This window comes from Pseudomonas sp. NFX98 (assembly GCF_047784845.1).
GTDB lineage: Bacteria > Pseudomonadota > Gammaproteobacteria > Pseudomonadales > Pseudomonadaceae > Aquipseudomonas.
Genome location: NZ_JBLNNF010000008.1, coordinates 223711 through 238493 on the forward strand (window position 1 = coordinate 223711; position 14783 = coordinate 238493).

13 protein-coding genes are annotated in these 14783 nt (G+C 58.3%); 8 read left to right on the plus strand and 5 right to left on the minus strand.

Annotation, left to right across the window (positions count from 1 at the left end; translation table 11 throughout):
• Positions 1-9 precede the first annotated feature (9 nt).
• The 4 genes from frr to rpsB form a co-directional block, all read right to left on the minus strand.
• Positions 10-567, minus strand: coding sequence for a ribosome recycling factor (gene frr, locus ACM110_RS13150; RefSeq protein WP_338585033.1), 558 nt, complete (start codon positions 565-567; stop codon positions 10-12).
• On the minus strand, positions 564-1307 hold the full coding sequence (gene pyrH, locus ACM110_RS13155) for a UMP kinase (RefSeq protein WP_003172271.1): 744 nt from the start codon (positions 1305-1307) through the stop codon (positions 564-566). Before pyrH ends, frr begins: the two co-directional genes overlap by 4 nt.
• A 210-nt stretch (positions 1308-1517) precedes the next feature.
• Entirely contained in the window at positions 1518-2381 is an 864-nt protein-coding gene (gene tsf / locus ACM110_RS13160; RefSeq protein ID WP_338585032.1) for a translation elongation factor Ts, read from the minus strand.
• 205 nt (positions 2382-2586) lie between these two features.
• Complete coding sequence (gene rpsB / locus ACM110_RS13165) at positions 2587-3324, minus strand: 30S ribosomal protein S2 (protein WP_150704235.1); 738 nt, start codon at positions 3322-3324, stop codon at positions 2587-2589.
• 373 nt (positions 3325-3697) lie between these two features.
• Here rpsB and map point away from each other — a divergent pair, with 373 nt between their 5' ends.
• From map to ACM110_RS13185, 4 genes are all read left to right on the plus strand, one after another.
• On the plus strand, positions 3698-4480 hold the full coding sequence (gene map / locus ACM110_RS13170; RefSeq protein ID WP_338585031.1) for a type I methionyl aminopeptidase: 783 nt from the start codon (positions 3698-3700) through the stop codon (positions 4478-4480).
• Between the two features lie 44 nt (positions 4481-4524).
• A complete protein-coding gene (locus tag ACM110_RS13175) occupies positions 4525-7227 on the plus strand; it encodes a [protein-PII] uridylyltransferase (RefSeq protein WP_416128092.1) in 2703 nt (900 codons plus the stop codon).
• A gap of 150 nt (positions 7228-7377) precedes the next feature.
• A complete protein-coding gene (dapC, locus tag ACM110_RS13180; RefSeq protein WP_416128093.1) occupies positions 7378-8577 on the plus strand; it encodes a succinyldiaminopimelate transaminase in 1200 nt (399 codons plus the stop codon).
• A gap of 156 nt (positions 8578-8733) precedes the next feature.
• Positions 8734-9459, plus strand: coding sequence for a M12 family metallopeptidase (locus ACM110_RS13185; RefSeq protein ID WP_416128094.1), 726 nt, complete (start codon positions 8734-8736; stop codon positions 9457-9459).
• Between the two features lie 173 nt (positions 9460-9632).
• On the opposite strand, the gene ACM110_RS13190 is transcribed toward ACM110_RS13185, so the two are convergent.
• Entirely contained in the window at positions 9633-11264 is a 1632-nt protein-coding gene (locus tag ACM110_RS13190; protein ID WP_416128095.1) for a Na+/H+ antiporter, read from the minus strand.
• Between the two features lie 277 nt (positions 11265-11541).
• On the opposite strand from ACM110_RS13190, the gene ACM110_RS13195 reads away from it, so the two are divergent.
• The 4 genes from ACM110_RS13195 to ACM110_RS13210 all read left to right on the plus strand — a co-directional run bounded on the left by ACM110_RS13195 (position 11542) and on the right by ACM110_RS13210 (position 14728).
• Entirely contained in the window at positions 11542-11904 is a 363-nt protein-coding gene (locus ACM110_RS13195; protein ID WP_008057297.1) for an ArsC family reductase, read from the plus strand.
• Between the two features lie 32 nt (positions 11905-11936).
• Positions 11937-12971, plus strand: a complete 1035-nt coding sequence (gene dapD / locus ACM110_RS13200) for a 2,3,4,5-tetrahydropyridine-2,6-dicarboxylate N-succinyltransferase (RefSeq protein ID WP_416128096.1) — start codon at positions 11937-11939, stop codon at positions 12969-12971.
• Between the two features lie 147 nt (positions 12972-13118).
• Complete coding sequence (locus ACM110_RS13205) at positions 13119-14324, plus strand: aminotransferase class V-fold PLP-dependent enzyme (protein WP_416128097.1); 1206 nt, start codon at positions 13119-13121, stop codon at positions 14322-14324.
• Positions 14321-14728, plus strand: a complete 408-nt coding sequence (locus ACM110_RS13210) for a SufE family protein (RefSeq protein WP_416128098.1) — start codon at positions 14321-14323, stop codon at positions 14726-14728. Before ACM110_RS13205 ends, ACM110_RS13210 begins: the two co-directional genes overlap by 4 nt.
• Positions 14729-14783 lie beyond the last annotated feature (55 nt).

The following is a 14783-nucleotide window of genomic DNA, read 5'->3' on the forward strand; positions in this document are numbered from 1 at the left end:
ACGCGACCCTTATACGGCCATCAGGTCTTTTTCTTTCTGCGCCAAATTCGCATCGATTTCAGCGACGTACTTTTTGGTCAGATCGTCAATCTCGCCAGTGGCGCGACGCTCTTCGTCTTCGCTGATTTCCTTTTCCTTGACCAGATCCTTCAACGAGCTGTTGGCGTCACGACGGATGTTGCGCACCGCTACACGAGCGTCTTCAGCAACATCGCGAGCCTGCTTGGTAAAGCCCTTGCGGGTTTCTTCAGTCAGGGCCGGCATGGAGATCAGCAGCAGTTCACCCAGGTTGGTCGGATTCAGGTTCAGACCGGCGCTACCGATGGCTTTATCGACGGCACCCAGCATGTTGCGCTCGAAAGCGACGACTTGCAGGGTACGGGCGTCTTTAACGGTGATGTTCGCCACCTGCTTGATCGGGGTGTCGGAACCGTAGTACGGCACCATCACGCCCTCCAGAATGCTTGGGTGCGCCTGGCCGGTACGAATACGGCCGAAGTTGTGCGTCAGCGATTCCACGGACTTCTTCATGCGCTCTTGAGCGTCTTTCTTGATTTCGTTGATCATTGTTGGCCTTCCTCGATCAGGGTCCCTTCAGCGCCGCCGTGCACGATGTTCAGCAGGGCGCCGGGCTTGTTCATGTTAAATACGCGCAGCGGCATCTTGTGGTCGCGGCACAGGCAAATGGCCGTCAGATCCATAACACCCAGCTTGCGATCCAGCACTTCATCGTAGGTCAGATGATCGAACTTCTCGGCATGCGGGTCTTTGAATGGGTCAGCGGTGTAAACGCCATCGACCTTGGTTGCCTTGAGCACGACATCGGCATCGATTTCGATCGCACGCAGGCAGGCAGCCGAGTCCGTAGTGAAGAACGGGTTACCAGTACCGGCCGCGAAAATCACGACTTCCTTGGCGTTCAGGTGGCGCATGGCTTTGCGGCGATCGTAATGATCGGTCACACCCACCATGGAAATGGCCGACATCACGATGGCGGAGATATTGGCACGTTCGAGCGCATCGCGCATGGCCAGGGCGTTCATCACAGTGGCCAGCATGCCCATGTGGTCACCCGTTACCCGATCCATACCGGCCGCGCTCAGCGCTGCACCGCGGAACAGGTTACCACCGCCGATCACCAGACCGACCTGAACACCGATGCCAACCAGCTGGCCGACTTCCAGTGCCATGCGATCCAGAACCTTCGGATCGATCCCGAACTCTTCCGAGCCCATCAGGGCCTCGCCGCTAAGTTTGAGTAGAATGCGTTTATAGCGAGCCTGATAACCACTGCCCTGCTGAGCCATTGCGAATCTCTCCTGCGGCGTATTTTAAAAATTCTTTGCGAGCTGTTTTCAGCTGGCGTTCACTCTAGCTTGGCGCTGCTTCAGCGCCATCGGAACATGGCTTTGTAAGCCAGTTCCAAATGGAAACCAATTAAAAATTGGTAACCCATCTGAAAAGAGGCTGCGCGCGTGAGCGGGCAGCCTCTTCAGGGCGACAGTTAAAAAACCGTCTTATTGCTTGGCGGCAGCCAGCTGTGCGGCAACTTCTTCAGCGAAGTTGTCAACTGGCTTCTCGATGCCTTCGCCTACTTTGAAGTAGGTGAAGGAAACGATTTCAGCGCCGGCTTTCTTGGCCAGAGCACCAACGGTGACTTCCGGGTTCATGACGAAAGCTTGCTCAACCAGGCTGGCTTCAGCCAGGAACTTGGTGATACGGCCAGCGATCATCTTCTCGACGATTTCAGCTGGCTTGCCTTTCATCTTGTCTTCGTTCAGAGACAGGAATACGGCTTTCTCACGCTCGATGGCTTCTGGCGAAACCTGCGATGGCAGCAGGAACTCAGGGTTGCTTGCCGCCACGTGCATGGCGATCTCTTTGGCCAGCTGAACATCGCCGCCCTTGAGAACAACAGCAACACCGATCTTGTTACCGTGCAGGTAAGTACCGACCACGTCACCTTCAACGCGAACCAGGCGACGGATATTGACGTTTTCGCCAACTTTGGCCACCAGGGCTTCACGAGCCGATTCCTGAGCGGCGATCAGCGGAGCTGCGTCGGTCAGTTTTTCAGCGAAGGCTTTTTCTACGCTGGCAGCAACGAAGTTTTTGAAGTCGTCTTGCAGGGCCAGGAAGTCGGTCTGCGAGTTGACTTCCAGCAGCACGGCTGCCTTGTCGTCGGCCTTGATGGCGATAGCGCCTTCAGCGGCAACGTTGCCAGCTTTCTTGGCAGCCTTGATGGCGCCCGAAGCACGCATGTCATCAATGGCTTTTTCGATGTCGCCGCCAGCCTTGGTCAAGGCCTTTTTGCAGTCCATCATTCCTTCGCCAGTACGCTCGCGCAGTTCTTTGACCAACGCTGCAGTAATCTCTGCCATTTCAAAATTCCTCTTGGATAGGTTATCAACCATTCCACCCGATCGAACGGGCGTTCAATTCTTCCCGAACCACCCTTGTTAACTGCTGCACGTTACAGATGCACAGGGTGCGCCGCCACAAGTGGGCGCCAACAATTGGTTTTCGAGGTGGCAAAAAGGGGGCCAAGCCCCCTTTTTGCTTACTGAGTCAACGCCAGGGCGTCAATTACTCAGCTGCAGCTGCCGGAGCTTCTTCAACGAAAACTTCGGTGCCGCCAGCAGTGTTGTTGCGACCACGGATAACAGCGTCAGCCATCGAACCCATGTACAGCTGGATAGCGCGGATTGCGTCATCGTTGCCTGGGATGATGTAGTCAACGCCTTCCGGGCTGCTGTTGGTATCGACTACGCCGATAACCGGGATGCCCAGCTTGTTGGCTTCGGTGATCGCGATGCGCTCGTGATCAACGTCGATAACGAACAGAGCGTCTGGCAGACCGCCCATGTCCTTGATACCACCCAGGGAACGATCCAGCTTTTCCAGGTCACGGGAGCGCATCAGCGCTTCTTTCTTGGTCAGCTTGGCGAAAGTACCGTCTTCGGCTTGCACTTCAAGGTCACGCAGACGCTTGATGGAAGCACGGATGGTTTTGAAGTTGGTCAGCATGCCGCCCAACCAGCGGTGATCGACGTACGGCGAACCGCAACGTGCTGCTTCTTCAGCAACGATCTTGCCAGCGGAACGCTTGGTGCCGACGAACAGAATCTTGTTTTTGCCCTGGGCCAGACGCTCTACGAAAGTCAGAGCTTCGTTGAACATTGGCAGGGTTTTTTCAAGGTTGATGATGTGGATCTTGTTACGCGCGCCGAAAATGTATTTACCCATTTTCGGGTTCCAGTAACGGGTCTGGTGACCGAAGTGCACACCGGCCTTCAGCATATCGCGCATGTTGACTTGGGACATGATAGTTCCTTAATAAGTCGGGTTTGGCCTCCACGTATCCCAATGACCAACCACCAGCAATTACGCTTGCGGCACCCAGGTCATCGTGTCGACACGTGTGTGGATTTAGGCTTTTCGGGGCATCCCCGGAAAGCGGCGCATTTTATACCACAGGGAAGGGAAAAACGGAACCCGGATTCTGAAATCCTGGCGACCAGCGTACTCCCTCCCTTGGAATCCGCCCAGAATGCACCATTCTATAGAGAGAAGCGATGTACAGAGGCGCGGATTTGCGCTGATCGTCTGGTAGAATCGCGTTTTTCAGGGCTGCGAACTTCGATCGCGCATTGCCCATTCCGTTTGTGAAGCGCCGTTGAGCGCAGAGAGAGCCTGTATGACCGTCACCCTCAAAACCCCCGAGGACATCGCAAAAATGCGCATCGCCGGCAAACTGGCCGCCGATGTGCTGGAAATGATTGCCGAACATGTCAAACCGGGCATTACCACCGAAGAACTGGACCGCATCTGCCACGACTACATCGTCAATGAGCAGAAGGCCATCCCTGCCCCGCTCAACTACAAGGGCTTCCCGAAGTCCATCTGCACCTCGATCAATCACGTGGTCTGCCACGGGATCCCGAACGAGAAAGCGCTGAAGGATGGCGACACCCTGAACATCGACGTCACCGTCATCAAGGACGGTTACCACGGCGACACCAGCCGCATGTTCCACGTCGGCAGCGTGCCGGTCTGGGCCGAGCGCCTGTCGCAAGTGACCCAGGAATGCATGTACAAGGCCATCGAACTGGTCAAACCCGGCTGCCGCCTGGGCGACATCGGCGAAGTGATCCAGAAACACGCCGAGAAGAACGGTTTCTCGGTGGTTCGCGAGTTCTGCGGCCACGGTATCGGTAAAGTCTTCCACGAAGAACCGCAGATCCTGCACTACGGCCGCGCCGGCACCGGAATGGAACTGAAGGCCGGCATGACCTTCACCATCGAGCCAATGATCAATCAGGGCCGCGCCGACACCAAGGTACTGGGCGACGGCTGGACCGCGATCACCAAGGACCGCAAGCTGTCGGCACAGTGGGAACACACCCTGCTGGTGACCGATACCGGCTACGAGATCTTCACCCTGCGTAGCGATGACACCATTGCACGCGTTTCGGCCTGATCCGACCCGCTCGTTCCCAGCCTTATAGATAGGAAAGCCAATCGATGCCGCAGGTGGATCCCGAACTCTTCGACCGCGGCCAGTTCCAGGCTGAACTGGCTCTGAAGGCAAGCCCTATCGCGGCCTTCAAGAAGGCGATCCGCCAGGCCCGCGAGGTGCTCGATGCACGCTTTCGCAGCGGCCGGGACATTCGTCGGCTGATCGAGGATCGCGCCTGGTTCGTCGATAACATCCTGCAAAAGGCCTGGGAGCAGTTCAACTGGAGTGAAGACGCCGACATCGCGCTGGTCGCGGTCGGCGGCTATGGTCGCGGCGAGCTGCACCCTTACTCCGACATTGATCTGCTGATCCTGCTGGACAGCGCCGATCATGAAGTTTTCCGCGATTCCATCGAGCGTTTTCTGACGCTGCTGTGGGACATCGGCCTCGAAGTCGGTCAGAGCGTTCGCTCCGTCGACGAATGCGCCGTAGAAGCCCGCGCCGACCTGACGGTAGTAACCAACCTGATGGAAAGCCGGACCATCACCGGCCCCGAGCATCTGCGCCAGCGCATGCTGGATGTCACCAGCACCGCGCACATGTGGCCGAGCAAGGACTTCTTCCTGGCCAAACGGGCCGAGCAAAAAGCCCGTCACCACAAATACAACGACACCGAATACAACCTGGAACCCAACGTCAAAGGCTCGCCTGGCGGTCTGCGGGATATCCAGACGATTCTCTGGGTGGCCCGTCGCGAGTACGGCACCCTGAACCTGCGGGCACTGGCGGGCGAAGGCTTCCTGGTCGAGAGCGAAAACGCCCTGCTGGCGTCTTCGCAGGAGTTCCTGTGGAAAGTGCGCTACGCCTTGCACATGCTCGCCGGTCGCTCCGAGGACCGCCTGTTGTTCGACCACCAGCGCGCCATTGCCAAACTGCTGGGGTTCGAAGGCGACGACGCCAAGCAGGCTGTCGAAAACTTCATGCAGCAGTATTACCGGGTGGTGATGAGCATTGCCCAGCTCAGCGATTTGATCATCCAGCACTTCGAGGAAGTCATCCTCGCGCCGGAAGACGAGGCGCCGCCGCAGCCGATCAACTCGCGATTCCAACTGCACGACGGCTATATCGAGGCGCGTAACGACAATGTGTTCCGCCGTACCCCGTTCGCCATGCTGGAAATCTTCGTGCTGATGGCCCAGCAGCCGGAAATCAAAGGCGTGCGTGCCGACACCATTCGCCTGCTGCGCGAAAATCGCCACCTGATCGACGACGATTTCCGCAACGACATCCGCAACACCAGCCTGTTCATCGAGCTGTTCAAGTGCAAGATCGGCATCCACCGCAACCTGCGCCGGATGAACCGCTACGGTATTCTCGGGCGTTATCTGCCGGAGTTCGGCTTTATCGTCGGACAGATGCAGCATGACCTGTTCCACATTTACACGGTCGACGCCCATACGCTGAACCTGATCAAACACCTGCGTAAGTTGCAGTACACCCAGGTGTCGGAAAAATTCCCGTTGGCCAGCAAGCTCATGGGCAAGTTGCCCAAACCTGAGCTGATCTACCTGGCTGGCCTGTACCACGACATCGGCAAGGGCCGGCATGGCGATCACTCGGAAATTGGTGCAGTGGACGCCGAGGCGTTTTGCCAGCGCCACCAGCTCCCTGTGTGGGACAGCCGCCTGATCGTCTGGCTGGTGCAGAACCATCTGGTGATGTCGACCACCGCCCAGCGCAAAGACTTGTCCGACCCGCAGGTGATCCATGATTTCGCGCAGATCGTCGGTGACGAAACCCACCTCGATTACCTGTATGTGCTGACCGTCGCCGACATTAACGCCACCAACCCGACACTGTGGAATTCCTGGCGCGCCAGCCTGCTGCGTCAGCTCTACACCGAGACCAAACGCGCACTGCGTCGCGGCCTGGAAAACCCGGTGGACCGCGAAGAGCAAATCCGCCAGACCCAAAGTGCAGCCCTGGACATCCTGGTGCGCGGCGGCAACGATCCGGACGATGTCGAGCAGTTGTGGGCGCAATTGGGCGATGACTATTTCCTGCGTCACACCGCCGGCGACGTTGCCTGGCACACTGACGCGATTCTCCAGCAACCGTCCGACGGCGGGCCGCTGGTGCTGATCAAGGAAACCACGCAACGGGAATTCGAGGGCGGCACGCAGATCTTCATCTACGCACCGGACCAGCACGATTTCTTCGCCGTGACCGTGGCCGCGATGGACCAGCTCAACCTGAACATCCATGACGCCCGGGTCATCACGTCCAGCAGCCAGTTCACCCTCGACACCTATATCGTGCTCGACACCGATGGCGACTCGATCGGCGACAACCCTGCGCGGGTCAAACAGATCCGCGACGGCCTGACCGAAGCCCTGCGCAACCCGGACGACTACCCGACGATCATCCAGCGCCGGGTACCGCGCCAGCTCAAACATTTTGCCTTTGCACCGCAGGTGACGATCCACAACGATGCCCAGCGTCCGGTGACCGTACTGGAACTGACCGCACCCGACCGCCCCGGCCTGCTGGCCCGCATCGGCACGATCTTCCTGGAGTTCGACCTGTCGCTGCAGAACGCCAAGATCGCCACCCTGGGCGAGCGCGTGGAAGACGTGTTCTTCATCACCGACGCGAACAATCAGCCGCTCTCCGACCCGCTGCTGTGCAGCCGGTTACAAGACGCAATCGTCGAGCAGTTGAGCGTCAATCAGGAACCCGATATCAAACTGTCGCGCATCAGTATCTGAATTAACTATGGCCCGCCCCTTGTAGGAGCGAGCTTGCTCGCGATGGACTCCAATACAACGCGTTTCCCAGACAAGCACGCGTTACCGTTGACGACCTTCGCGAGCAAGCTCGCTCATACAAAGAGTTCCAACACCGAACGAGATTGACCGATGAACAACGCTCTGTCCCAGCTCCAGCCCTACCCGTTCGAGAAACTTCGCGCCCTGCTCGGCAGCGTCACGCCCAACCCGGACAAGCGTCCTATCGCCCTGTCCATCGGCGAGCCGAAACACCGTTCGCCAAGTTTTGTCGCCGAGGCCCTGGCCAGCAATCTGGAAAAGATGGCCGTGTACCCGACCACTCTCGGCATCCCGGAGCTGCGTGAAGCCATTGCCGCCTGGTGCGAGCGTCGTTTCGGCGTGCCGAACGGCTGGATCGACCCGGCGCGCAATGTATTGCCGGTTAACGGCACCCGCGAAGCGCTGTTCGCCTTTACCCAGACTGTGGTCAACCGTGGCGACGATGCCCTGGTTGTCAGCCCGAACCCGTTCTACCAGATCTACGAAGGCGCGGCGTTCCTCGCCGGCGCCAAGCCGCATTACCTGCCATGCCTGGATGAAAACGGCTTCAATCCGGATTTCGATGCTGTTTCGCCGGACATCTGGAAACGCTGCCAGATCCTGTTCCTGTGCTCGCCGGGCAACCCGACCGGCGCATTGATTCCGGTCGACACCCTGAAAAAACTGATCGCCCTGGCCGACGAATACGATTTCGTGATTGCCGCGGACGAGTGCTACAGCGAACTGTACTTCGACGAACAAACCCCGCCACCGGGCCTGCTCAGTGCATGCGTGGAACTGGGTCGCAAGGATTTCAAGCGCTGCGTGGTGTTCCACAGCTTGTCCAAGCGCTCCAACCTGCCGGGTTTGCGTTCAGGATTCGTGGCCGGCGATGCCGATATTCTCAAAGGCTTCCTGCTCTATCGCACCTACCACGGCTGCGCGATGCCGGTTCAGACTCAACTGGCCAGCGTTGCTGCCTGGAACGACGAAGCGCACGTGCGCGCCAACCGCGCGCTGTATCGCGAGAAGTATGACGCGGTGCTTGAAATTCTCGGTCCGGTGATGGATGTGCAACGTCCGGATGGTGGTTTTTATCTGTGGCCGAGTGTGGCGGGAGATGATGCCGCCTTCTGTCGCGATCTGTTCGAACAGGAACACGTGACCGTCGTGCCGGGCTCTTACTTGTCGCGGGATGTCGATGGCGTCAATCCCGGCGCCGGGCGTGTGCGCATGGCGTTGGTTGCGCCGTTGGCAGAATGTGTTGAGGCGGCTCAACGGATTCGTGCGTTCATTACAAAGAACCACTAAGTTTTCCATGCCTGCACTGTGCAACGCAGTGCAGGCATTGTTTGGTTATCGCAACAAACTCTAATAGACAGCAACTTTACCCAACATAAAACCACAACTAATCTCCAAGTCGATTCGAAACAATCAAACTACAAAAACATGACAAGGAGATAGTCAATGCTTCATCCACACCCCTGTAAAATCATGGAACCGTCGGACATAAAAAACTCCTATGAAGCCGCCATCAATGAAAACCCCGACAACGGCAACACCCTGAGCGTTGGCGGTCGGCAAAAGAGAGGTGTTTCAACTCACTCCAAATTCTGGGCCAGCAACAGAACGCTGAAAGTAGCATTTCTCAACCCACCGTCCGACACTCATCGTGAGACCGCCATAAAAGCAATCAAATTATGGCAACCGTCCATTAACTTAAAACTGGAGTTTGTCAGCGGCTCAGAGGGTGACATTCGGATAACGATGGAGGCACCACTGAATTACTCTGCCATCGGCACCGATGCCACGCTGCGCGCCCCTGGCGAAAACACCATGAATATCGGCACCAGCCCTGATCATCCCTGGTTTGAAGCTGCCGTACTTCACGAATTCGGTCATGCACTCGGCATGGAGCATGAGCATCAACATCCAAAAGCCAACATACCGTGGAACAAACCTGCGGTATATGCCCACTACTGGACTGCCTTTCAATGGAGTAAAGAAGAGGTTGATCACAACCTGTTCCGATTATTGGAAACCTCAACCGTTCGAACCACCCCTTATGACCCGACTTCTATCATGCACTACCCGGTCCCAAATGAACTGACAATCGGTGACTGGTCGATACAAAAAAATACTTCAGTGAGTCAAAATGATCGACGACTGATGCGCAAGATATACCCAAAGTAAAACCTCAATACACCTTCAGACCTTACGACGGGAATTCTGTAATGCATTACGCAGCTTTACTCGAATGGACTTTCGGGAGTGGAGTCAGTCAGAGACGCACGCAATCAGTGACGGCGATATTGCCATGATGCGTGAAGCCTATCCAAAAAACCAAGGGCGACTACAGCAACTCGTTACTTCACCACCCCCAACTTGGCTTCACTCAAATCCAGCTCTCCCAACACCTCACGCAAAACGTCATCACCAATCTGGTGATGACGACTGAGGCTGTACAACTCCAGGCGTTGCGCCCGCAGCGCCTTCAAACGTAAACGCCGTTCCAGCAAGTCCATCTGAAAGGCCAGCGCCTGGGCTTCCGCCGAATCATTGAACACCTCCAACTGATGGCGATATTCGGACATGATCCGCGCCTTGAGCTCGGCGGCGAGTGCGGACTGGGCGGCGTCCTGCGGGTTGACCTCTTCTGTTTCGAGCGCATGAATGGCCGCTTCCGCGGTCTTGCGCCACGCCTCGCGCACCTCGTTGCGTCGTTTGTCGTCCGGGCTGGTCTCGATGCCCCGCAGCAGCATCGGTAACGCGATGCAGGCAGCGATCAGCGACAACAGGATCACCCCGGCGGCGATGAAAATCAGCAGATCACGTTCGGGGAACACTTCCCCGCCCATCAGCATCGGCACCGACATCACACCCGCCAGCGTCACCGCGCCGCGCACGCCGCCGAAGGTCAGCAACCCGCAGGAGCGTGCACTCGGCACTTGAGTGATCTCATCCTTTCCGCGCCAGCGCCTTATCAGAATGGACAGTCGCCAAATGCTCTGCACCCAGACGAACCGCAACACCAGCAGCACCAGGAAAATGGCCACGACATCGAGGCCGCGGTAGAGCAATGTCGGCCACAATGAAGTTTCGTGGCTGGCCACCGCTTTGACGATGTCCGGCAGCTGCAAACCGAGCAGTAGAAAAATCAAGCCGTTAAAAGCGAACTCCAGCAGCGACCAGACACTGCGATTGAGCAACCGCGTATTGGTCTGGCGCGGCAGCAGATCGAGCCAGCTCTGCATCATCCCCGCCGCCACCGCCGAGAGAATGCCCGACACGCCGACCCGTTCGGCCAGTACGTAAGCGGCAAACGGAAGCAACAACATGAACACGACGTGAGTGGCCGGATCATCCCAGCCGCGAGCGATCATCCAGGCCCGCAGGCGCCCGACCAGCCAGCTCAGCGCAACGCCAACAGCCAATCCGCCCACAGCGACCAGTACGAACGTCAGACTGGCATTGGCCAGCGAGAACACTCCCGTCACCGCCGCGACCAAGGCAAATTTGAATGTCACCAGGCCCGAGGCATCATTCATCAACGCCTCGCCCTGCAAAATGTGCATCAACGGAGTCGGCAGGCGATTACGGGCAATCGCCGAGACCGCCACCGCATCCGTCGGCGACAGCACGGCAGCCAGGGCAAACGCCACCGGCAACGGCACACCGGGCAACAACCAGTGAATGAAATAGCCGGCGCCGACCACAGTGAACAACACCAACCCTACCGCCAACGTCAGGATCGGCCCGCGCAGATGCCAGAACTCGCGCTTGGGCATGCGCCAGCCGTCGGAGAACAACAGCGGTGGCAGGAACAGAAACAGGAACAGTTCGGGATCGAGGGCAACATGCAATCCAAGCGTCGGCCAGGCGAGCAAGGCCCCGGCGGCAATCTGCACCAGCGGCAACGGCAGCGGAACGACCCGTCCGATCAGGCGAGAAACGCCGACCAGCATCAACAGGATCAGGACGGTGTAGGCGGTTTGCATAAAGCGTGGTTCCCGGACAATCGACAGCATTGAAGTGCCATATTAGCCGCTTAGACTTCAGCTGGCCCTTGCACCTATGTCGCACCCGGCAACACCACCCCCTGTAGGAGCTTGCTCGCGATGGCGGCATAACAGCCAACATCACCGTAGACTGATCCACCGCCATCGCGAGCAAGCTCCGCTCCTACAGGTTTTACGCCATAGCCGCCGCGAAACCGTCCGGTCATGGCATAATCCGACACCTTTTTTCTCCAGCACCTGTAAAGGGGGCAATTCCTTGACCGTTTCAAGCAAAACGTTGCACCTTTTCGGCATCAAAGCCTGCGACACCATGAAAAAGGCGCGCACCTGGCTCGATGAACACGCTGTCAGCTATGACTTTCATGATTACAAAGCGGTCGGTATCGACCGTGAACACCTGACCCAGTGGTGCAACGAGCACGGCTGGGAAGTGGTGTTGAACCGTGCAGGCACGACCTTTCGCAAGCTCGACGACGAACGCAAAGCCGATCTCGACCAGTCGAAAGCCATCGAACTGATGCTCGCACAACCTTCGATGATCAAGCGCCCGGTGCTCGATCTCGGTGACCGAACCCTGATTGGCTTCAAGCCAGATATCTACGCGGCCGCACTCAAGTAAGCAGCCCGTATCAATTTGTTAGAGGTATCAACATGTCCACTACCCTGTTCAGCCTGGCCTTTGGTGTCGGCACTCAAAACCGTCAAGGCGCATGGCTGGAAGTGTTTTACGCGCAGCCATTGCTCAATCCATCGGCCGAACTGGTCGCAGCCGTTGCACCGATCCTCGGTTACAACGAAGGCAACCAGGCCATCACTTTCACCACCGCCCAGGCTGCGCAACTGGCCGAAGCCGTGAAAGGCATCGACGCCGTGCAAGGCAAGCTGCTGACCCGCCTGGCCGAAAGCCACAAGCCGCTGGTCGCGACCCTGTTGGCCGAAGACGCTCAACTGTCGTCCACCCCTGAGGCGTACCTCAAGCTGCACCTGTTGTCCCACCGTCTGGTCAAGCCGCACGGCGTGAGCCTGGCCGGCATCTTCCCGCTTCTACCAAACGTGGCGTGGACCAGCCAAGGTGCTGTTGACCTGAGCGAATTGGCGGAAATGCAACTGGAAGCGCGTCTGCGTGGCGAGCTGCTGGAAGTGTTCTCGGTGGACAAGTTCCCGAAAATGACCGACTACGTGGTTCCGGCCGGCGTGCGTATCGCTGACGCCGCGCGTCTGCGCCTGGGTGCCTACGTGGGCGAAGGCACCACCGTGATGCACGAAGGTTTCATCAACTTCAACGCCGGCACCGAAGGCCCGGGCATGATCGAAGGCCGCGTTTCCGCTGGCGTATTCGTCGGCAAGGGTTCGGACCTGGGCGGCGGTTGCTCGACCATGGGCACCCTGTCGGGCGGCGGCAACATCGTGATCAAGGTCGGCGAAGGCTGCCTGATCGGCGCCAACGCCGGTATCGGTATCCCGTTGGGCGACCGCAACACCGTTGAGTCGGGCCTGTACGTGACCGCTGGTACCAAAGTGGCGCTGCTGGACGAGAACAACAAGCTGGTCAAAGTGGTGAAGGCCCGTGAACTGGCCGGCCAGACCGACCTGCTGTTCCGTCGCAATTCGGAAACCGGTGCCGTGGAATGTAAAACCCACAAATCGGCGATCGAACTGAACGAAGCGCTGCACGCTCACAACTAAGCGTCACCCGATTCCTGTAGGAGCGAGCATGCTCGCGATGGACGTCAACGATAAAGCGGGGCACCAGACAGCCCGCGTCGTCTGAGCGTTTTTCGCGAGCATGCTCGCTCCTACAGGGTCAGAGGTACACCCGGCAGGGCCAATAGCATGATGATTCCCTCTCCCTGGCGCGCCGATTTTCCGGCCATCGCCGCTCTGCAACGGCAAGACCAGACCTATCTGGACAACGCCGCCACCACGCAAAAACCTCAAGCCCTGCTCGACGCTTTGGCGCATTACTACGCCAATGGCGCGGCCAACGTGCATCGGGCGCAACACCTGCCCGGCGCCCACGCCACCCAGGCGTTCGAGGACAGCCGCCGCAAAGTCGCGCACTGGCTCAATGCCGGTGACAGCGGGCAGATCATCTTTACCCACGGCGCAACATCTGCGCTGAACCTCCTGGCCTATGGCCTGGAACACCTATTCCACCCGGGCGATGAGATTGTCATCAGCGCCCTGGAGCATCACGCCAACCTGCTGCCGTGGCAGCAACTGGCGCACCGTCGCGACCTCAAACTGGTGATCCTGCCACTGGATGCCGATGGTGTGATCGACCTTGAAGTTGCTGCCAGTTTGATCGGACCGCGCACGCGCCTGTTGGCCGTCAGCCAGTTGTCCAACGTGATCGGCGCCTGGCAGCCGTTGCCCGCGCTGCTGACGATGGCCAAGTCGCACAACGCTTTGACCGTCATTGACGGCGCGCAAGGCGTGGTCCATGGCCGTCATGACGTGCAGGCGCTGGGTTGCGACTTCTATGTATTTTCCAGCCACAAGCTCTACGGCCCCGATGGGCTGGGCGTATTGTTCGGGCGCAACGAAGCGCTACAGCAGCTGCGGCCGTGGCAGTTCGGCGGCGAGATGGTGCTGGACGCCAATTACCACGACGCACGCTTTCGCCCCGCGCCGCTGGGCTTCGAGGCGGGAACACCGCCAATCGCCAGTGTGATTGGTCTTGGAGCGACGCTGGACTATCTCGCCGGTCTCGATCAGGACGCCGTGAACGATCACGAAGCCGCACTGCATGACTATCTGCTCAAAGGTCTGGCGGCACGCAACGGCATTCGCTTGCTGGGCAAGCCGCAACTGGCATTGGCCAGTTTTATCGTCGAGGGTGTGCATAACTCGGATCTGGCACATCTGCTGACCGAGCAAGGCATCGCGGTACGCGCCGGCCATCACTGCGCCATGCCGTTGCTCAAAAGCTTCCAACTGGCCGGGGCGATTCGGGTGTCGTTGGCGTTGTATAACGATTCCGAGGATCTTGAACGGTTTTTCGAGGCGCTGGATCAGGCGCTGGAGTTGTTGCGATGAACTTGCCTACCGATGCCGTCACGGCGCTCGAAACCTTTGAGGCGGCCGCTGGCTGGGAACAACGCGCGCGATTGCTGATGCAGTGGGGCGAGCGCTTGCCTGCATTGAGCGACGAACAGATGTGCGAGGCCAACCGGGTGCATGGCTGCGAAAGTCAGGTATGGCTGGTGGGCGAGTTGCGCGATGGCCATTGGCAGTTCCGCGCCAACAGCGATGCCCGGCTGATTCGTGGATTGGTGGCGTTGTTGCTGGCGCGGGTTAACGGATTGTCGGCTGCTGAGTTGCAGCAGGTGGATTTACACGACTGGTTCAATCAATTGGGATTGGGGCGGCAGTTGTCGCAGTCGCGCAGTAACGGGTTGAATGCGGTGCTTCAGCGGATGCGGAGCCTAAGCGACGTGTAGGAGCTGCCGAAGGCTGCGATCTTTTGATCTTGTTTTTAAATAGCAAAATCAAAAG